Origin of the sequence: Pseudomonas sp. A-R-19 (assembly GCF_019956575.1) — a bacterium.
GTDB lineage: Bacteria > Pseudomonadota > Gammaproteobacteria > Pseudomonadales > Pseudomonadaceae > Aquipseudomonas.
In genome coordinates this window covers 1-19,323 of record NZ_JAHBDR010000036.1, presented here as the reverse complement: position 1 = coordinate 19,323, position 19,323 = coordinate 1, and the positions used below count along the sequence as shown (strand labels likewise).

At 59.0% G+C, this 19,323-nt stretch carries 20 protein-coding genes and 1 other RNA gene; 10 read left to right on the top strand and 11 right to left on the bottom strand.

The window, feature by feature from the left end; all coding sequences use genetic code 11:
• Window positions 1–2 precede the first annotated feature (2 nt).
• Both ssrS and KGA88_RS05265 read left to right on the top strand, forming a co-directional pair.
• Window positions 3–181: non-coding RNA, 6S RNA (gene ssrS / locus KGA88_RS05270), on the top strand.
• A 102-nt stretch (window positions 182–283) separates the two neighbouring features.
• Complete coding sequence (locus KGA88_RS05265) at window positions 284–889, top strand: 5-formyltetrahydrofolate cyclo-ligase (protein WP_110662339.1); 606 nt, start codon at window positions 284–286, stop codon at window positions 887–889.
• Between the two features lie 35 nt (window positions 890–924).
• Here the strand turns inward: KGA88_RS05265 and KGA88_RS05260 are convergent, their stop codons facing one another.
• Window positions 925–1,080, bottom strand: coding sequence for a hypothetical protein (locus KGA88_RS05260; protein ID WP_007982896.1), 156 nt, complete (start codon window positions 1,078–1,080; stop codon window positions 925–927).
• A 195-nt stretch (window positions 1,081–1,275) separates the two neighbouring features.
• Between KGA88_RS05260 and KGA88_RS05255 the strand changes: the two genes are divergently transcribed.
• Entirely contained in the window at window positions 1,276–1,728 is a 453-nt protein-coding gene (locus KGA88_RS05255; RefSeq protein WP_223589437.1) for an EVE domain-containing protein, read from the top strand.
• A 142-nt stretch (window positions 1,729–1,870) separates the two neighbouring features.
• On the opposite strand, the gene KGA88_RS05250 is transcribed toward KGA88_RS05255, so the two are convergent.
• Window positions 1,871–2,281 (bottom strand): flagellar basal body-associated protein FliL, encoded by a 411-nt coding sequence (locus tag KGA88_RS05250; protein ID WP_103395874.1) that lies wholly within the window; start codon window positions 2,279–2,281, stop codon window positions 1,871–1,873.
• A gap of 150 nt (window positions 2,282–2,431) precedes the next feature.
• Here KGA88_RS05250 and KGA88_RS05245 point away from each other — a divergent pair, with 150 nt between their 5' ends.
• Window positions 2,432–3,409 carry an NADPH:quinone oxidoreductase family protein gene (locus KGA88_RS05245; protein ID WP_110657837.1) on the top strand — a complete coding sequence of 326 codons (978 nt, stop codon included), beginning with the start codon at window positions 2,432–2,434 and terminating at the stop codon, window positions 3,407–3,409.
• A 51-nt stretch (window positions 3,410–3,460) separates the two neighbouring features.
• On the opposite strand, the gene KGA88_RS05240 is transcribed toward KGA88_RS05245, so the two are convergent.
• Complete coding sequence (locus tag KGA88_RS05240) at window positions 3,461–4,075, bottom strand: energy transducer TonB (RefSeq protein ID WP_223589435.1); 615 nt, start codon at window positions 4,073–4,075, stop codon at window positions 3,461–3,463.
• Window positions 4,076–4,402: 327 nt separating this feature from the next.
• Here KGA88_RS05240 and glpT point away from each other — a divergent pair, with 327 nt between their 5' ends.
• Entirely contained in the window at window positions 4,403–5,752 is a 1,350-nt protein-coding gene (gene glpT, locus KGA88_RS05235) for a glycerol-3-phosphate transporter (protein WP_223589433.1), read from the top strand.
• Here the strand turns inward: glpT and KGA88_RS05230 are convergent.
• The 6 genes from KGA88_RS05230 to KGA88_RS05205 all read right to left on the bottom strand — a co-directional run bounded on the left by KGA88_RS05230 (window position 5,728) and on the right by KGA88_RS05205 (window position 11,939).
• Entirely contained in the window at window positions 5,728–6,396 is a 669-nt protein-coding gene (locus KGA88_RS05230) for a gamma-glutamylcyclotransferase (RefSeq protein ID WP_007978886.1), read from the bottom strand. The two genes, glpT and KGA88_RS05230, sit on opposite strands and share 25 nt — an antisense overlap.
• Before the next feature lie 303 nt (window positions 6,397–6,699).
• Window positions 6,700–7,668 carry a CDP-6-deoxy-delta-3,4-glucoseen reductase gene (locus KGA88_RS05225; RefSeq protein WP_223589431.1) on the bottom strand — a complete coding sequence of 323 codons (969 nt, stop codon included), beginning with the start codon at window positions 7,666–7,668 and terminating at the stop codon, window positions 6,700–6,702.
• Window positions 7,668–9,134 carry a 4-hydroxy-3-polyprenylbenzoate decarboxylase gene (ubiD, locus tag KGA88_RS05220; protein WP_110657844.1) on the bottom strand — a complete coding sequence of 489 codons (1,467 nt, stop codon included), beginning with the start codon at window positions 9,132–9,134 and terminating at the stop codon, window positions 7,668–7,670. Before ubiD ends, KGA88_RS05225 begins: the two co-directional genes overlap by 1 nt.
• 140 nt (window positions 9,135–9,274) lie before the next feature.
• Window positions 9,275–10,534, bottom strand: a complete 1,260-nt coding sequence (rho, locus tag KGA88_RS05215; protein ID WP_046039047.1) for a transcription termination factor Rho — start codon at window positions 10,532–10,534, stop codon at window positions 9,275–9,277.
• A 247-nt stretch (window positions 10,535–10,781) separates the two neighbouring features.
• Window positions 10,782–11,111, bottom strand: a complete 330-nt coding sequence (gene trxA, locus KGA88_RS05210) for a thioredoxin TrxA (protein ID WP_003206727.1) — start codon at window positions 11,109–11,111, stop codon at window positions 10,782–10,784.
• A gap of 120 nt (window positions 11,112–11,231) precedes the next feature.
• Window positions 11,232–11,939, bottom strand: a complete 708-nt coding sequence (locus KGA88_RS05205; protein ID WP_110657867.1) for a FadR/GntR family transcriptional regulator — start codon at window positions 11,937–11,939, stop codon at window positions 11,232–11,234.
• 256 nt (window positions 11,940–12,195) lie between these two features.
• On the opposite strand from KGA88_RS05205, the gene KGA88_RS05200 reads away from it, so the two are divergent.
• From KGA88_RS05200 to ppx, 5 genes are all read left to right on the top strand, one after another.
• Window positions 12,196–12,981 carry a transporter substrate-binding domain-containing protein gene (locus KGA88_RS05200; RefSeq protein ID WP_223589429.1) on the top strand — a complete coding sequence of 262 codons (786 nt, stop codon included), beginning with the start codon at window positions 12,196–12,198 and terminating at the stop codon, window positions 12,979–12,981.
• Between the two features lie 22 nt (window positions 12,982–13,003).
• Window positions 13,004–13,672, top strand: a complete 669-nt coding sequence (locus KGA88_RS05195; protein ID WP_007978873.1) for an amino acid ABC transporter permease — start codon at window positions 13,004–13,006, stop codon at window positions 13,670–13,672.
• Window positions 13,669–14,319, top strand: a complete 651-nt coding sequence (locus tag KGA88_RS05190) for an amino acid ABC transporter permease (RefSeq protein ID WP_095196258.1) — start codon at window positions 13,669–13,671, stop codon at window positions 14,317–14,319. Before KGA88_RS05195 ends, KGA88_RS05190 begins: the two co-directional genes overlap by 4 nt.
• A complete protein-coding gene (locus KGA88_RS05185; RefSeq protein ID WP_110657848.1) occupies window positions 14,306–15,043 on the top strand; it encodes an amino acid ABC transporter ATP-binding protein in 738 nt (245 codons plus the stop codon). Before KGA88_RS05190 ends, KGA88_RS05185 begins: the two co-directional genes overlap by 14 nt.
• 232 nt (window positions 15,044–15,275) lie before the next feature.
• A complete protein-coding gene (gene ppx, locus KGA88_RS05180; RefSeq protein WP_110657850.1) occupies window positions 15,276–16,778 on the top strand; it encodes an exopolyphosphatase in 1,503 nt (500 codons plus the stop codon).
• A gap of 261 nt (window positions 16,779–17,039) precedes the next feature.
• On the opposite strand, the gene KGA88_RS05175 is transcribed toward ppx, so the two are convergent.
• Window positions 17,040–17,429 (bottom strand): hypothetical protein, encoded by a 390-nt coding sequence (locus tag KGA88_RS05175; RefSeq protein ID WP_110657852.1) that lies wholly within the window; start codon window positions 17,427–17,429, stop codon window positions 17,040–17,042.
• Entirely contained in the window at window positions 17,426–18,829 is a 1,404-nt protein-coding gene (locus KGA88_RS05170) for a PAAR domain-containing protein (protein WP_110657854.1), read from the bottom strand. The genes KGA88_RS05175 and KGA88_RS05170 overlap by 4 nt, the downstream gene beginning before the upstream one ends.
• Window positions 18,830–19,323: the final 494 nt, after the last annotated feature.

The following is a 19,323-nucleotide window of genomic DNA, read 5'->3' as shown; positions in this document are numbered from 1 at the left end:
CTCACTCCCTGGGGTGTTTGCCAGTTGGCGATGTCCCTGAGCCGATTTGCTATACCCTGGAGGTTGCACGTTGGGCTGGTGTGCATGTCCGCTAGACGGAAAGCCTTAAAGCCTACTGCATCTTCCACCTTGAACTTTCGGGTTCAAGGGCTAAGTCGACAGCGACACATTCGGGGAGCCTGATTCCAGTCCAATGCCGGTTTTAATACCGGCATTGGCGTTTTTACTGCTCTGCTTTTTTACAGAGGCGCTTTACGTAACCGTATTGCCGAAGCCAAAATCCATGACCGAACCTGCGCTGCTCCCCCGCCCGCAACTTCGACGCATGCTGCGCAAGGCCCGCCGCGCCCTGACACCCAGTCAGCAGCGCCTGGCCGCTCGCGGGCTGTACAAGCAACTGGCCCAGCAACCGCTGTTCCGCCGCGCCAAACACATCTCGCTCTATCTGCCGACCGACGGTGAAATTGATCCGCGCCTGTTGCTGCGTGCCGCACAGCGCCGGGGCAAGGCCACTTATCTACCGGTCCTGAGCGCCTGGCCGCGAACCAAAATGGTGTTCCAGCGCATCCGCCCCGGTGAAAAACTCAAACCCAATCGCTTCCGTATTCTCGAGCCACGGGCCAACCTCGCCCGGCAGCGCAAGATCTGGGCGCTGGACCTGGTGCTGTTGCCATTGGTGGGGTTTGACGATGTCGGCGGACGCCTGGGGATGGGCGGCGGCTTCTACGACCGGAGCCTGGCTTATCTGGCACGACGAAACGACTGGCGCAAGCCGACGCTGTTGGGGCTGGCCCATGAATGTCAGAAGGTTGAGCGATTGGCTCAGGCGAGCTGGGATGTGCCGCTGCAAGGAACGGTAACGGACAAGGCCTGGTATTACGCAGGCTAGGCGCCACTTCGATCAGTGGCGCCGAGGCAACAGGCTCAGCGCTTGAAGGCGGTCGACTGTTGCTGCAATTGGGCAAGCTCGACCGGCGCATCGGTCTTGTTGGCCCACAGGCTCTGGGCGTAGCCAGTGGTCACGACGCCAAGGCCAAACAAAATGACCAAAATCCATAGTAAATCCGGTTTGCGTTTCATCGATTGCCCCCCAAAGGCATATCTACACGATGACAGCAGCGGTTTCCGTTTGTAGGCCGTGCAGCAGCGTCAAGCATTGAAGGCCGGCATTTTGCGGCAACGTGAACCGCTGCGCAAATGCTGACGTCAACCGACCGTCGGTTTGTCATAAAATTGTCGACAAGCTGCTCAAACACCTCGCAAGGAGCAACAGACATGGCCTATTGGCTGATGAAATCCGAGCCCGACGAACTCTCGATCAAAGGCCTGGAAAAGCTCGGAAAAGCGCGCTGGGATGGGGTTCGCAACTATCAGGCACGCAATTTCCTGCGGGCCATGGCGGTGGGGGACGAGTTCTTTTTCTATCATTCCAGCTGTCCCGAGCCGGGAATTGCCGGAATCGGCAAAATTGTCGAAGCCGCGTATCCGGACCCGACGGCACTGGAGCCGGAAAGTCATTACTACGATCCCAAGGCCACCCCGGACAAAAATGCCTGGAGTGCGATCGACGTCGCCCATGTCGAGACGTTTGCCCGGGTGCTGAAGCTGGATTATCTGAAGCAGCAGACGGCACTGGCCGAGATGCCGTTGGTGCAGAAAGGCTCGCGGCTTTCGGTGATGCCGGTGACGGCGGAGCAGTGGGCGGCGGTGGTTGCTTTAAAGCCTTGAGTCATTTGTTGCCTGTACCGGCCTTTTCGCGAGCAAGCCCGCACCCACAGTGGATTGGTGTTGGAACAGGATCATAAGTCCACCACGCAACCCTGTGGGAGCGGGCTTGCTCGCGAAGAGGCCCGTCAGGACAGCGAAAGTCTTATTGGATGATCAGGTTGTTGAACAACAGATCCTCAACCACCGGCTTGCCGGTTTCGTCGTTCATTACCTGCTGGGTCTGCTTCAGGGCTTCCTGACGCAGCTTTTCCTTGGCCTCGACGTTGTTCATCGTCTCGGTGGTCTGCTGGGCGAACAGCGCGACCAATTGATTGCGGATCAAAGGTTCATTGGCCTTTACCGCCTTGGTCGCCTCGTCACCGGTCACCCGCAAGGCCACATCCGCCTTGTAAACCTTGAGCTTGGGCGTGCCATCCAGCCCGTAGTTACCCACGAATGGCGGACTCAAGGTGATGTAGTTGACCTTTGGCGCAGCTTCACCTTCTTTGGCTTCTTCGGCCACCGCTGCCACAGGCAGAGACAGGGCCAGCAACAACATGATCCACGCTTTCACAATTCGCTCCTTATCCGGTTTGCGGCCTAGCATAACGACCCGCCACGCCAGCACAAGCTTATGGCTGACTATCAGGGCCAGGCATGCTCGTTGACCCATCAACTCACACACCTACACTTATCGGCCATCACTCCCAAAGGAATAGCCCTGATGAAAGCCGTGCTGTGCAAAGCCTTCGGCCCTGCCGAATCGCTGGTGCTGGAAGAGGTCGCCAGCCCTGTCGCGAAGAAGAATGAAATCCTGCTGGACGTGCACGCCGCCGGGGTCAACTTCCCCGACACGCTGATCATCGAGGGCAAGTACCAGTTCAAGCCGCCCTTCCCGTTCTCTCCGGGTGGCGAAGCCTCAGGCGTGGTCAGCGCCGTGGGTGAAAAGGTCAGCCACCTGAAAGTCGGTGACCGGGTCATGGCCCTGACCGGTTGGGGCAGTTTTGCCGAACAGGTCGCCGTGCCGGGCTACAACGTGTTGCCGATCCCGCCGTCCATGGATTTCAACACCGCCGCCGCCTTCAGCATGACCTACGGCACCTCGATGCATGCCCTCAAGCAGCGCGGCAACCTGCAACCGGGCGAAACCCTGCTGGTGCTGGGTGCTTCCGGCGGCGTCGGCCTGGCCGCGGTTGAAATCGGCAAGGCCATGGGCGCCCGGGTGATCGCCGCTGCCAGCAGCGCGGAGAAACTCGCCGTCGCCAAGGCCGCCGGTGCCGATGAGCTGATCAACTACAGCGAAACCAGCCTCAAGGACGAAATCAAACGCCTGACTGATGGCCAGGGCGCCGACGTGATCTACGACCCGGTCGGCGGCGACCTGTTCGACCAGGCCATCCGCGCCATCGCCTGGAACGGCCGCCTGCTGGTGGTCGGCTTCGCCAGCGGGCGCATCCCCGAATTGCCAGTGAACCTGGCGCTGCTCAAAGGCGCGGCGGTGCTCGGCGTGTTCTGGGGCTCCTTCGCCCAGCGCCAGCCGCAAGACAATGCGGCGAACTTCCAGCAGCTGTTTGGCTGGTTTGCCGAAGGCAAGTTGAAGCCACTGGTGTCGCAGGTGTATCCGCTGGGCAACGCAGCGCAGGCCATCAATGACCTTGGCCAGCGTAAAGCAGTCGGAAAAGTGGTGGTGCAGGTTCGCTGAAGCTCTATCTGCAAAAAAAGCGCGGCCAACTAGCCGCGCTCTTTTTTGCCGTCAAAGCAACACCCGTATCTCCTTCGGCAAAAAATGCACGTAGCGGCTCGCCGGATGCACATTACAGCGCTGCACGATCGAATGAGCGCTGGCATTGAGCTTGGCAATCAGCGCCAAACGTTTCTCCTCCGGCAATTGAGTCGGTGAAAGCGAGTGGGTCAGGTAACCGCGGGTCCAGCTGAAAACCGGCAGGTCCACCCATGAGGAAGTGGCAATGTTCAACGATGCCCGTGCGATGGCACTGCATTTGAGCCGCTTCAACTCCTTGTTGACGTGGAAAGGATGTTCGCTGTCCAGCCTGAAATTCATGGGCGCGATCACGATGACTTGCGCAGGCTGATCCTCGGTAATCTTCCATGGTTTGAACCGCCACTGGTTGACGGCTGCCAGTGAAGCCTCACCGAGTTCGGGATGCGCATCTTCCAAAATCTCGGCGTTGCTGACTGAACCATTGGCCTTAACGGTCAGGCTGACACGCACCATGCCGACAACACCGGCGCGGTAAAGCGCCACTGGATAAACCGGCTTGGGATTATTCTCGGGTATCAGGAATACTTCCCCGGCCCTGACATCCGCAGAAACCAGCAATAAGAGCCCACACAACCACCACCGCATCTCCCTCTCCCTTCGCCTGCAACGCCAGACCTGGCAACAGCACAAAGGTTACGGGGCGATGTCGTCCGGCATAACGTCATGGCTTCCGCTTTGAACGAAGGACCTTTCCCAAAAACCTGCCCTGTTTTCAGCACATCAAAGTCCTCAATACGAAAACAGGTAACGCTTCCTACAACGCCCCTCACTTACACCTGAGCGACATGTTCATAAAGGAACACTCGATATCCAACATTTCCGCTGTTTTGCCGATGAGAACCGGTGCTATTTTCGGTAACGAAACTGTAACATTCGTATCCGCAGTCAAAACAAGAAATTTGGAGCTCTTGAATGTTTGCTTTCTTTCGTCCTGCCGCACATCAGGCTCCATTGCCTGAAGAAAAAATAGACAGCACCTACCGACGCCTGCGCTGGCAGATTTTCGCCGGCATCTTCATTGGCTATGCCGGTTACTACCTGCTGCGCAAGAACTTCTCCCTGGCCATGCCGTACCTGATCGACGAAGGTTACTCCCGTGGCCAGCTGGGCCTGGCGATGTCCGCTATCGCGATTGCCTACGGCTTGTCGAAGTTTCTGATGGGCCTGGTGTCCGACCGTTCCAACCCGCGCTTCTTCCTGCCGTTCGGCCTGCTGGTGTCGGCCGGGGTGATGTTCGTATTCGGTTTCGCGCCCTGGGCGACGTCCAGCGTGACCATGATGTTCATTCTGCTGTTCATCAACGGCTGGGCGCAGGGCATGGGTTGGCCGCCGAGTGGCCGGACCATGGTGCACTGGTGGTCGCAGAAGGAACGTGGCGGCGTGGTGTCCGTGTGGAACGTGGCGCACAACGTCGGTGGCGGCCTGATCGGCCCGTTGTTCCTGATCGGCATGGGCCTGTTCAATGACTGGCACGCCGCGTTCTACGTGCCGGCAGCCGTGGCGCTGGCGGTAGCGGTGTTTGCCTTTGTGACCATGCGCGACACCCCGCAATCAGTTGGCCTGCCGCCGATCGAGCAGTACAAGAACGACTACCCGGAAGGCTACGACGCCAGCCACGAAGAGGAATTCAGCGCCAAGGAAATCTTCGTCAAATACGTGCTGCGCAACAAAATGCTCTGGTACATCGCCATGGCCAACGTCTTTGTCTATCTGCTGCGCTACGGCGTGCTCGACTGGGCGCCGACCTACCTCAAGGAGGCCAAGAGTTTCACCGTGGATAAAACCTCCTGGGCGTACTTTTTCTACGAGTGGGCTGGCATCCCGGGCACGCTGCTGTGCGGCTGGATGTCGGACAAGATCTTCCGTGGCAACCGTGGCCTGACCGGCATGGTGTTCATGGCACTGGTGACGGTCGCGACGCTGGTTTACTGGCTCAACCCGGCCGGCAATCCGATGGTCGACATGATCGCGCTGCTTTCCATTGGCTTCCTGATCTACGGCCCGGTGATGCTGATCGGCCTGCAGGCACTGGAACTGGCACCGAAGAAAGCGGCCGGTACGGCGGCAGGCTTCACCGGCCTGTTCGGTTACCTGGGCGGTTCGGTCGCGGCCAGTGCAGCGATGGGCTACACCGTGGACCATTTCGGTTGGGACGGCGGCTTCGTGCTGCTGGTCGGCGCTTGCCTGCTGGCGATGGCCTTCCTGGCCCCGACGCTACGGCACAAACAAGTCGCCAGTCAGGGCCGCGAAGCACTCGCTTGATCGGCCTTTGATTTACAGCGCTTGAGCCGCGCCTCCAGATTCCGGTCTGGCATGGCGTGGCTGCGCAGGGCGTGCGCGGTCTGCTCGACATAATCGCGAGTGGTGCCGTAGCGCCCGCAAGCGTTTTCGAATACATGGCTCAGCACATGGTCCGGCAAGTTGCCGGCATAGCTGGGCAGATGTCGCTCCAGAACGAATCCCAATGCCTGAACCTGGCTGCCATCTTCGAGACGGCAGTTGAGCCAGTGCGGGCGGTAGGAAGGGAAAGGCATCTCGCGCTGCCAAAGTGCGTACAACGAGGCCTCGAGTTGCTCTTCGGGCAGGCGATAGGCGAAACCGCTGCAAGAGCCGCCGCGATCAAGGCCAAACACCAGGCCGGGCATCTCCGGCGTACCACGATGTTCGTGGGACCACAGGTACAACCCGCGATGGTAGCCATGCACCCGGCCGCGAACCCGCTCAACCGCCGTGCATTCAGGGCGCCAGATCAGCGAACCATAGGCAAACAACCATACCGGTCCACCCTTGTGGCGGGCCATGGTCGACTGCATCGAGCTGAGTAATTGTTCGTGAGTGAGCTGCGGCCCCAGATCGAGCCGCGGAGGGTAAGCCAGATTCAAAAAAGCAGATTCGATGGCGCTCATGGCGAATAGCGTTCAGCTCCCCGCGGGTGAAGAATTACTTAATAGAACGCACCGCTGTAACAATAAGGCACATAAGTTTTAAGGCAATTTAAATGCCATGGCATCGTTCTTAAGTAATTGCCTGACAGGGATATAACCTACCGAAATTTATAAAAGTTTATAAATACCGATAGGCTATATAGGGGGTTATAACCTGTAGGAGCGAGCCTGCTCGCGATGGTCGTTACGATGACGCGGGGAGTCTGGCTGCCCGCGGCGTTCATGAGTCCATCGCGAGCAAGCTCGCTCCTACAGGGGCTCGCATCAGGATCTAGGCGCATACGCAAATACATCGGCGCGCATCTGATGGGCATCCATCCCAGCTTCAACCAGCGCATCCAGCGTGCCGTAGACCATGGCCGGAGAGCCGCTGGCGTATACGTGCAGCGGCTTGAGATCAGGAAAATCTTCGCAGACCGCTTCATGCAACATGCCGCATCGCCCTTCCCAACTGCATTGATCGCTGACGACCTTGTGCAAGAACAGATTGGGCAGCTTCAGCCATTCGTCCCAATGCTCGACTTGATAATAGTCTTCTGGACGACGCACACCCCAATACAGATGCACCGGATGCTTGAAACCCGAGGCCCGGCAATGTTCGATCAGACCGTGGACCTGGCCCATGCCGGTACCGGCGGCGATCAATACGAGAGGACCGTCCGGCAACTCCTCCAGGTGGGTGTCGCCAAACGGCAACTCGACCCGCACCATGCTGTTGCGCTGGAGTTGTTCGATCAGGCTCAGCGCACTGGATTCGCGCGCCAGTACGTGGATTTCCAGGTCGCGCCCCGCGTGGGGTGCCGAGGCCAGGGAGAAAGCGGACTTTTCGCCGTTCTCGCGTTCGATCATCAGGTACTGACCGGCGTGGTAGCGCGGCGGTTTGCCGGCCGGGGCCCGCAGTCGCACGCGCCAGGTGTCGCCGCCCACGTCCTTGCACTCAATGACCTGACACGACACGTTACGCACCGGCAGTTCTCCCAGCGCGAGCACGCCATCCCACAGCACGATGCAGTCTTCCAGCGGCTCCGCTATGCAAGTGTAGAACTCGCCATGATCACGCACATCGCCGGTCTGCTCGACCCGCCCTTCCACCAGCAGCGCCGCGCACACGTGGCAATTGCCGTTGCGGCAACTTTGCGGGCACTCGTAGCCCAGTCGTCGCGCGCCATCGAGAATCCGCTCGCCGGGCAATATCTCAAGCACTGCTCCGGAGGGCTGCAAGGTTACACGCATCAATCTATTCCTAACTGATTCCAGATGGCATCGATCCGCTGGGTCACGGCATCGTCCTTGACGATGACGCGGCCCCACTCACGGGTAGTTTCGCCCGGCCATTTATGCGTGGCATCGAGGCCCATTTTCGACCCCAGGCCGGACACCGGCGAAGCGAAGTCCAGATAGTCGATCGGCGTGTTGTCGATCATCACCGTGTCGCGCTTGGGGTCCATGCGCGTGGTGATGGCCCAGATCACGTCATTCCAGTCCCGGGCGTTGATATCGTCGTCGGTGACGATAACGAACTTGGTGTACATGAACTGTCGCAAAAACGACCAGACACCCAGCATTACCCGCTTGGCGTGGCCCGGATACGACTTTTTCATGGTCACGATGGCCATGCGGTACGAGCAACCTTCGGGCGGCAGATAGAAATCGGTGATCTCCGGGAACTGCTTCTGCAGGATCGGCACGAACACTTCATTCAACGCCACGCCGAGTATCGCGGGCTCATCCGGTGGACGGCCGGTGTAGGTGCTGTGGTAGATCGGCTTGATCCGGTGGGTGATGCGCTCGACGGTGAACACCGGGAAGCTGTCGACTTCGTTGTAGTAACCGGTGTGGTCGCCGTACGGACCTTCATCGGCCATCTCGCCGGGATGGATCACGCCTTCGAGGATGATTTCGGCGGTGGCCGGCACTTGCAGGTCGTTGCCGCGGCACTTCACCAGCTCAGTGCGGTTACCGCGCAACAGGCCTGCGAAGGCGTATTCGGAAAGGCTATCGGGCACCGGCGTCACGGCGCCGAGAATGGTCGCAGGGTCAGCACCCAGCGCGACGGCAACAGGGAACGGTTGGCCCGGATGCTTTTCGCACCACTCGCGATAATCCAGCGCACCGCCACGGTGACTCAGCCAGCGCATGATGACTTTATTGCGGCCAATCACCTGCTGACGGTAGATACCGAGGTTCTGTCGATCCTTGTTCGGTCCCTTGGTGACGGTCAGGCCCCAGGTGATCAGCGGCGCAACGTCGCCTGGCCAGCAGGTCTGTACTGGTAGCGTCGAGAGGTCGACGTCGTCGCCTTCGATGACCACTTCCTGGCAGATCGCGTCTTTGACCACCTTGGGTGCCATCGAGATGATCTTGCGGAAGATCGGCAGCTTGGACCAGGCGTCCTTCAGGCCTTTCGGCGGCTCGGGTTCCTTGAGGAACGCCAGCAGCTTGCCGATTTCGCGCAGTTCGCTGACCGCCTCGGCGCCCATGCCCAGCGCCACCCGCTCGGGGGTACCGAACAGGTTGCCGAGCACCGGGATGTCATAGCCGGTGGGCTTTTCGAAAAGCAGGGCCGGGCCCTTGGCGCGCAAGGTACGGTCGCAGACCTCGGTCATTTCGAGTACTGGGGACACCGGAACCTGGATGCGCTTGAGTTCACCGCGCTGTTCCAGGCCGCTGATAAAGTCGCGCAAGTCGCGATACTGCATGCGTAAGCCTCGTGTTGGCCGTGGCGTTCGGGGCAGGCAGTTTAGCGCCGAACCCTCCGGTTCAGAACCATGAACTGCCGCCTGAGCAAAATTCAGATAACAAAAAGCCGGGTTTCCCCGGCTCTAGTGCCCTTATCGACTTACTTGCGTTTCATCGACAGGAAGAACTCATCGTTGGTCTTGGTCGTTTTCAGCTTGTCGACCAGGAACTCGATGGCAGCGACTTCATCCATAGGATGCAGCAGCTTGCGCAGAATCCACATGCGCTGCAGCTCGTCGTCGGCAGTCAGCAACTCTTCGCGGCGGGTGCCGGAACGGTTGATGTTGATGGCCGGGAACACGCGCTTTTCAGCGATGCGACGATCCAGAGGCAGCTCCATGTTGCCGGTGCCTTTGAATTCCTCGTAGATCACTTCGTCCATCTTCGAACCGGTTTCAACCAGTGCGGTGGCGATGATGGTCAGCGAGCCGCCTTCTTCGATGTTCCGCGCGGCGCCGAAGAAACGCTTCGGTTTCTCCAGGGCGTGGGCATCGACACCACCGGTGAGCACTTTGCCGGAGCTCGGGATCACGGTGTTGTAGGCACGGGCCAGACGGGTGATGGAGTCGAGCAGGATCACCACGTCCTTCTTGTGCTCGACCAGGCGCTTGGCCTTCTCGATCACCATTTCAGCAACCTGCACGTGTCGGGTTGGTGGCTCGTCGAACGTCGAGGCAACCACTTCGCCGCGCACGGTGCGCTGCATTTCGGTTACTTCTTCCGGACGTTCGTCGATCAGCAGCACGATCAGATGAACTTCCGGGTTGTTACGCGCGATGTTCGCGGCAATGTTCTGCAGCATGATCGTCTTGCCCGCTTTCGGCGGTGCAACGATCAGACCGCGCTGGCCTTTGCCGATCGGGGCGCACAGGTCGATGACTCGACCGGTCAAGTCTTCGGTGGAACCGTTACCGGCTTCCATCTTCATGCGCACGGTCGGGAACAGCGGGGTCAGGTTCTCGAAGAGAATCTTGTTTTTCGCGTTTTCCGGACGGTCGTAGTTGATCGTGTCGACCTTGAGCAGCGCGAAATAACGCTCGCCTTCCTTCGGAGGGCGGATCTTGCCAACGATGGTGTCACCGGTGCGCAAGTTGAAACGGCGGATCTGGCTCGGCGAGACGTAGATATCGTCTGGGCCGGCGAGATAGGAAGCGTCAGCGGAGCGCAGGAAGCCGAAGCCGTCCTGGAGAATCTCCAGCACGCCATCACCGGAGATTTCCTCACCGCTTTTCGCGTGCTTCTTGAGCAGGGAGAAAATCACGTCCTGCTTGCGCGAACGGGCCATATTTTCTATGCCCATCTGTTCGGCCAATTCGAGCAGTTCGGTAATCGGCTTTTGCTTGAGTTCAGTCAGATTCATATAGGAATGACGTAATCATTTATGGAGGGGGGAAATTAAGCTTTTGGCTTAATGAGGCCGCGCCGCTGAGAAGGCGACAGGATCGCGTACTTATTCGAAAAGGAGTGCGTCGGCGACGGCTAGCAGGGGGCAATGGAGAAACCAGTGCGGGGCCGAATGTACCACCTGAGTTTGGGAGCGTCTAGCCCTGAATACGCAAAAAGCCCCGCTATTTGCGGGGCTTTTTCATGACACTTTGCAGCGACGCTTAGATGTTGGCGTCGAGGAAAGCAGCCAGTTGCGACTTCGACAGTGCGCCGACCTTGGTCGCTTCAACGTTGCCGTTCTTGAACAGCATCAGAGTCGGGATACCGCGCACGCCATGCTTGGCCGGGGTTTCCTGGTTCTCGTCGATGTTCAGCTTGGCAACGGTCAGCTTGCCTTTGTAAGTCTCGGCAATTTCGTCCAGAACCGGAGCGATCATTTTGCAAGGGCCGCACCATTCAGCCCAGTAGTCGACCAGGACAGCGCCTTCGGCCTTGAGTACGTCGGCTTCGAAGCTAGCGTCGCTAACGTGTTTGATAAGATCGCTGCTCATGGAATTCTCCAGGTTGTAAGCAAAAAAACGTGGCCCATCATAGCTGCCCTTCCCTCGTTCAGGAAGGTGCAGATGATTGAGTCTCGCTATGGTGATTCATGAGTTTGGGTATAGCTCAGGTCATGCAGTGGCGGGAGCGATGAACGCAATTCCGGTACGCAAAGCGGCATTGCGTACGTGCTCTTGCATGGCTTTTTGCGCGGCGCCAGACGCTCGGCGAGCCAGCGCACGAAGGATCTTGCGGTGTTCCTGCCAGGTTTCCATGGCCCGCTCGGCCCGGATGAACGGTAGCTTCTGGCTCTCCAGGAAGATGTCGGCGCTGGCAGTCAGGATACTCAGCATTGCCTGATTGCCGCTGGCCAGCAGGATGCGCCGGTGGAATTCAAAGTCCAGGCGCGCCGCTGCTTCGAAGTCGCCGGACTTCAGTTCGCTGCGCATGGCGGCGACATTGTCTTCCAGCACATCGAGCTCGTCGGTACTCAAGGTTACCGCCGCCAACCCGGCCGCAAAGCCCTCCAGCGCATAACGCAACTGGAAGATATCCAGCGGCGAAGCCTGCGCCGCGAACGGCCAGCCCGGCGCGGCCTCGCCTCGCGGCAACTCCACCGGCGCCTGCACGAACACACCTTTACCCGGCTGGATGCTGATGACGCCCAGCGCACTCAGGGACGACAAGGCCTCCCGTAAAGAAGCCCGGCTTACGCCCAGTTGCAGCGCCAGGTCCCGTTGCGAAGGCAAGGCATCCCCTGGCCCGAAGCCCTGCTCGGTAATCAGTTTACGGATGGCTTGCAGCGCCACCTCGGGTACGGCGCGGGAGATCGAGTTCATGGTTTTCCAAACGAACCAGGCCAATGTGCGCTCAGTTGTAAAGCTATTCGCAACGCTGGGCAAGTCGTGCCCCATGGGGGTTCGGTGATTTTCACGGCTGCGCCATCGGGGTGCGAAACGCAACCTTACTGTTCAGACCAGTAAGACCGTGCAACGCCAGCAAAACCGCACTCTGGCACCCTCAAACAGCCATGTTGGCATGGCCCATGCTCTGTCGATCCGCAGAAATCACTTCTTGCCGATCCGGAGATTTGCCATGACCCAGCGTTACAGCGCCCTCCTCGCAGCCCTGTTTGCCAGCCTGATGCTGAGCCAGGCACCCGCCCACGCCGACGGTCTGGAGGATGTGGTCAAGCGCGGCGTGCTCAAGGTTGCCGTGCCCCAGGACTTCCCGCCCTTCGGCTCGGTCGGGCCGGACATGAAGCCCCGTGGCCTCGACATCGACACCGCGAAACTGCTGGCGGACCAACTCAAGGTCAAACTCGAACTGACCCCGGTCAACAGCACCAATCGCATCCCGTTCCTGACCACCGGCAAGGTCGACCTGGTGATTTCCAGCCTCGGCAAGAACCCGGAGCGTGAGAAGGTCATCGACTTCTCCCGCGCCTACGCGCCGTTCTATCTCGCCGTGTTCGGTCCGCCAGATGCCGACATCAAGACCCTGGACGACCTCAAGGGCAAGACCATCAGCGTCACCCGCGGCGCCATCGAAGACATCGAGCTGACCAAGGTTGCTCCCGAAGGCGTGACCATCAAACGCTTCGAAGACAACAACTCGACCATCGCCGCGTACCTGGCCGGACAAGTCGACCTCATCGCCAGCGGCAACGTGGTGATGGTCGCGATTAGCGAAAAGAGCCCGAAACGCGTGCCGGCGCTGAAAGTGAAGCTCAAGGATTCGCCGGTCTACGTCGGTGTGAACAAGAACGAGCCGGCGCTGCTGGATAAGGTCAACCAGATCCTCGTGACTGCCAGGACTGACGGCGCACTGGAAAAAAATGCCCTGACCTGGCTGAAAGAACCGCTGCCGGCCGATCTCTGATTCGGCGCGCTGGAGACGTTTTATGGCTTATCAGTTCGATTTCCTGCCGGTGGTGAACAACACCGATCTGTTACTGCGCGGTGCGTTGTTCACCCTTGAGCTGACCGCCATCGGCGCTGTGCTCGGCGTGGGGCTGGGCATCGTCGGGGCGTTGGTGCGGGCGTGGAACATCCGGCCTTTCGCGGGGATTTTCGCGGTCTACGTCGAGTTGATCCGCAACACGCCATTCCTGGTGCAGTTGTTTTTCATCTTCTTCGGCTTGCCATCACTGGGCGTGCAGATCTCCGAATGGCAGGCAGCGGTGCTGGCGATGGTCATCAACCTCGGCGCCTATTCGACCGAGATCATCCGCGCCGGCATCCAGGCGATCCCCCGGGGTCAGCTGGAAGCCGCGGCGGCACTGGCGATGACACGTTTCGAAGCGTTCCGCCATGTAGTGTTGCTACCGGCACTGGGTAAAGTCTGGCCGGCCCTGAGCAGCCAGATCATCATCGTCATGCTCGGCTCGGCGGTGTGCTCGCAGATTGCTACGGAGGAGCTGAGCTTCGCCGCCAACTTCATTCAGTCGCGCAACTTTCGCGCTTTTGAAACCTACGCGCTGACCACGCTGCTGTACCTGTGCATGGCACTGCTGATCCGGCAATTGCTGAACTGGATCGGCCAGCGGTTCATCGCAAGGAGCAGCCGATGAGCGACTTCACCTTCTGGGACATCGTGCGCAACCTGCTCACCGGCCTGCAATGGACGCTGGCGCTGTCGCTGGTGGCGTTCATTGGCGGCGGGCTGATCGGCTTGCTGATCATGGTCATGCGCATCTCGAAAAAATCCCTGCCGCGCAGTTTCGCCCGCACGTACATCGAGCTATTCCAGGGCACGCCGTTGTTGATGCAGCTGTTTCTGGTGTTTTTCGGTGTAGCACTGGCAGGACTGGAGATTTCGCCGTGGATGGCGGCGGCGATCGCGCTGACGTTGTTCACCAGCGCCTACCTGGCGGAGATCTGGCGCGGTTGCGTCGAATCGATCCCGAACGGCCAATGGGAGGCTTCATCGAGCCTGGCGCTGAACCCGCTGGAGCAACTGCGCTACGTCATCCTGCCGCAGGCCCTGCGCATCGCCGTGGCGCCGACCGTGGGTTTCTCGGTGCAAGTGGTCAAAGGCACCGCCGTTACCTCGATCATCGGCTTCACCGAGCTGACCAAGACCGGCGGCATGCTCGCCAACGCCACCTTCGAACCCTTCATGGTCTACGGCCTCGTCGCCCTCGGCTACTTCCTGCTCTGCTACCCCTTGTCGCTCAGTGCGCGCTACCTGGAAAGGAGACTGCATGCCTCTGCTTAGAATTTCCGCCCTGCATAAATACTACGGCGACCATCATGTGCTCAAAGGCATCGACCTGAGCATCGAGGAAGGCCAGGTGGTGGCGATCATCGGCCGCAGTGGCTCGGGCAAATCGACCTTGCTGCGCACCCTCAATGGCCTGGAGTCGATCAACGACGGCGTGATCGAAGTCGACGGCGAATACCTCGACGCCGCCCGCGCCGATCTGCGCAGCCTGCGGCAAAAAGTCGGCATGGTGTTCCAGCAGTTCAACCTGTTCCCGCACCTGACCGTGGGGGAGAACGTGATGCTGGCGCCACAGGTGGTGCAGAAAGTGCCCAAGGCCAAGGCAGCAGAGTTGGCGCGGGAGATGCTGGAACGGGTTGGCCTGGGGGAAAAATTCGATGCCTTCCCGGATCGGTTGTCCGGCGGGCAGCAACAGCGGGTGGCGATTGCCCGTGCCCTGGCGATGTCACCGAAAGTGTTGCTGTGCGACGAAATCACCTCGGCGCTGGACCCGGAACTGGTCAACGAAGTGTTGAGCGTGGTCCGGCAACTGGCCAGGGAAGGCATGACGCTGATCATGGTCACCCACGAAATGCGCTTCGCCCGGGAGGTTGGGGATAAGTTGGTGTTCATGCATCAAGGCAAGGTGCATGAGGTTGGGGACCCGAAAGTACTGTTCGCCAATCCGCAGACGGCGGAGCTGGCGAATTTCATCGGGACGGTCGAGGCGGGAAATTGAGTCATTGTGGCGAGGGGGTTTACCCCCGTTGGGCTACGAAGTAGCCCTGAAACCTTTCCACCGAGTATCAATGACACACTGCGCTGAATGGCTTTGGGGCCGCTTCGCGGCCCAACGGAGGTAAACCCCCTCGCCACAGGAGCTGTATTGGATCAATGCATTGAACACTGCGCGTTGGCGGCAGCCTTTGATCGTGGCACGATGTCGAGGTTATCGACCGAGACCCCCGACCATGCCGCAATCCCAAGCCAAGAATCTGTCCCTGATCGCCGCAATCGACCTGGGCTCCAACAGCTTTCACATGGTCGTGGCCAAGGCCCAGAACGGCGAGATCCGTATTCTCGAGCGCCTCGGGGAGAAGGTTCAGCTGGCCGCTGGCATCGACGAAGATCGCCACCTCAACGAAGAATCGATGCAGCGCGGCCTCGACTGCCTCAAGCGCTTCGCCCAACTGATCAACGGTATGCCCGCCGGTGCCGTTCGCATCGTCGGCACCAACGCCTTGCGTGAAGCCCGCAACCGCGCCGAATTCATCCGTCGCGCCGAAAAAATTCTCGGCCACCCGGTGGAAGTCATTTCCGGTCGTGAAGAAGCACGCCTGATCTACCTCGGCGTGTCCCACACCCTCGCCGACACCCCGGGCAAGCGCCTGGTGGCTGATATCGGCGGCGGCAGCACCGAATTCATCATTGGCCAGCGCTTCGAACCGCTGTTGCGCGAAAGCCTGCAGATGGGTTGCGTCAGCTACACCCAGCGCTATTTCAAGGACGGCAAGATCACCCCGGCCCGTTATGCCCAGGCTTACACCGCGGCGCGACTGGAGATCATGAGCATCGAGCACGCCCTGCACCGCCTGACCTGGGATGAAGCCATCGGCTCCTCGGGCACCATCCGCGCCATAGGTCTGGCACTGAAGGCTGGCGGCCACGGCACCGGCGAGGTCAACGCCGAAGGCCTGGCCTGGCTCAAGCGCAAACTGATCAAGCTGGGCGACGTCGAGAAAATCGATTTCGAAGGGATCAAGCCGGATCGCCGGGCGATTTTCCCGGCGGGCCTGGCGATCCTCGAAGCGATCTTCGACTCCCTCGAACTGCAACGCATGGATCACTGCGAAGGCGCCCTGCGTGAAGGCGTGCTCTATGACCTGCTGGGCCGCCATCATCACGAGGACGTGCGCGAGCGCACCCTCACTTCGCTGATGGAGCGCTACCACGTCGATCAGGAACAGGCGGTTCGGGTCGAGCGCAAGGCGTTGCATGCGTTCGACCAGGTGGCCAAAGACTGGGATCTGGAGGACGGCGTCTGGCGCGAACTGCTCGGCTGGGCGGCCAAGGTCCATGAAGTGGGCCTGGACATCGCTCACTACCAGTACCACAAGCATGGCGCCTACCTGATCGAGCACTCCGACCTCGCCGGGTTCTCCCGGGAAGACCAGTTGATGCTCGCGCTACTGGTGCGCGGCCACCGACGCAACATCCCCAAGGACAAGTTCGCCGATTTCGGCGATGACGGCACCAAGCTGATTCGCCTGTGCGTGCTGCTGCGCTTTGCGATCCTGTTCCACCACATCCGTGGCACCCAGCAAATGCCCCAGGTGGAACTGAACGCCAATGGCAACAGCCTGGAAGTGGTGTTCCCGGAGAACTGGCTGGACGAAAACCAACTGACCCAGGCCGACTTTGAAATCGAAGCGCAATGGCTGACACGGGTCGACATCGTGTTGACCGCTCGCTGAAACAGGCTCGTTGAAAACGAAATGGCGATCCATACGGATCGCCATTTTCCCCTCCAGTTACATTGATCCTCTCGCAAGCTGTTTCGGAATCAAAACCATCTCCCGAACAGCAAATATCGATGAAATCCCGCCAAACATGTACTAACCACTAAGGTGGCTGCCAGCGTTCGAGGTAAAGGATGCAGGCCTATTCGGGTGTGCATCCAGTTAAAACTGGATGTATCGAGCGCTGAATTTGATTGTAGATTGTCACGTAACGAACTAGCCGAGCTTCATTAGAACATAGCCAAACGATACCAAAATTGCACAACCAAAGAGCATCACTGCGTCAATTTGCAGAAGTCGCTTGAGATGAGGAGGGAATTTTTTAATATCGACAGGATCCACATCTCCGATGCGAATGTAGGCTTTCGACCACAACACCATGCCCCCAATTTTGTTGGTCAATACGAATCGTCCAAACCAACCCTGATCCCTCCATCTCATTCCCCAGATATGGATGTAGCGACTATTGTTCAAGGCTTGAATCATAGTGTCCAGGTGGCGCTGGCTCAGGTACAGACTGAATACGATATGCACAGCCCCCACCAGGATCGGGCCAGCCAGTAACCAGAAAGCGAACCAGGATGTACGAAACTCTTCCCCCATCATTTCTGCGTTTTCTCGTACAAAATCTCACCAGCAAGCTCACCACCTTCACCAACATATGCCCCACCCGCCCATGCTCCAACTCCTATCACTGCAGCAACGCATACAACTCCTCCAACTACTGTGGATACTCCCAGGGCGACGCAGATCGGGCCAGCGGTGCGCTGGGCAATTCCCGCACCTACAACGCTACCAACTGTGCCTCCCACAAATTTGCCTCCCTCAGTAAATTTCACTTTTTTGCAGGCTGTTCCAGAATCACCAACGCAAACTTCCTGAACAGCAAGCAACGAAGAAACTCCACCAATACCAATACCGATGTAACCCCCCGCCTGCATGTACTTTGCAGCACGACTGATCGCGCTCACGTGATTGGAATACCCAGGTATCGGCCCCGGCGCACCAGCCTTGTCCCAGCGGTGCACCAAGCTGCGAGTGGAAATGCCAAGGGCCGTTTTCAATTTGGGGTGATCGCCCAAGGTAGTCTGGCCACGCAGGCGAGTGGAATTCAGCAGATGTGCATCCAACTGGGTCAGCAGGTGCTTGCGATCGGCGAAGAACGATGGCGACCGCAGATGGCCGTGCTGACGATAATTGTCCTGATGCAGGCGCTCGATGTCTTGAAGGATGTCGCGCAAGCTGGCTAGGTGTTTTTCCAACACCACCGCGCCAACGCCAAGCCAGGTCGACGTATCACCGGTAAAAATGGCGATCTCGGCCGCATGAAGATGCATGAAGTCGGCTTCTTGCGGTGTCAGCGGGTCAAGGGCGGTCTTGACCTCTTGTGCGACCCGCATCAATTGGGCTTCCTGATAGGTACAGGAAGTGTTGTTCGGATCGCTCAGGACGATCATCGAACCCGCCTTGATATCCCCTGTACCGGGGTTGAGCGCCTGAAATTTACTCATTACGGCAGCAGAGCGAGAAGGAAACAGCGTGGCTTCCAGCTGTTCGCGGGTCATGCTGTTGGGGACGACGTAAAAGCCCGGCTCCGCCACATCGGCTGTGCTGAATGCTGTTGGCGCTGGTTGGTTGGACGGCGCAAAAGAGGACTGTTGCGGCGCTGTCGAGTGCGGGGTTGTCGCAGGCGCGCTCATCTGAGCGGCCTGCGGTGCAGGCCTTGCGGTATTCCCGTAGATAGCGGTGAGTACCGAGGGGATCAGTTGCGCCTTGCAAGGGCAATTGCTGTAGCTATCCAGCGTGCCCGCCATGTGTTTGCCATGGCTGATAATGTGCGATATACCGCCGACGATCTGGTAAATCCCCTCACTCTTTCCGCAGGTTACCCTGTCGCCTTCCTTGGCATGGGCGATGCCATACAGCATGATCCGGGTATCACCATCCAGGACGGTGCCACCGCAGGTGGTCTTGTCGTTCAGGCCGATGAAGTAACCTTTGCTCATTGGTTGTTTTCCTTTTCATCCGATCGGGTCCAGGATGTTCCGACCATTGGTTGCGACCATCACTGCGTGAGTACCACCTACTAAGGCACTCAGCTCGACATGCATACGAGCTATGCGGGTGGTCACGTGTGAATAGTGCGATGGACGCTAACAACGTCGCGATCCCGGCGGCAGGGCCGACATGCGGATAAGGAAATTTCGCCTAAGAAAATCAAACTTTTCCTACGACAACATATCGAGAAGGTGTTTCCAGAGGTGGCAGTCCATCATCCAACCACATGATCCGTGGTAAGCGCCCCCATGGTATGCAAAGAACTTTCTCCGCCACCAATTTGTTTCGCACACAAAAAAGGCGATCCCGAGGGATTAATGCCGATCAGTTAAGCCTTCTCGCTTGACCTTTGGCCGCAAGAAATCAAAATCCGATGCCTGTACTGGCATCGGATTTTTTTATGCGTCTCGCTCGGGCACTGGAACTGACCCACAACATCGCC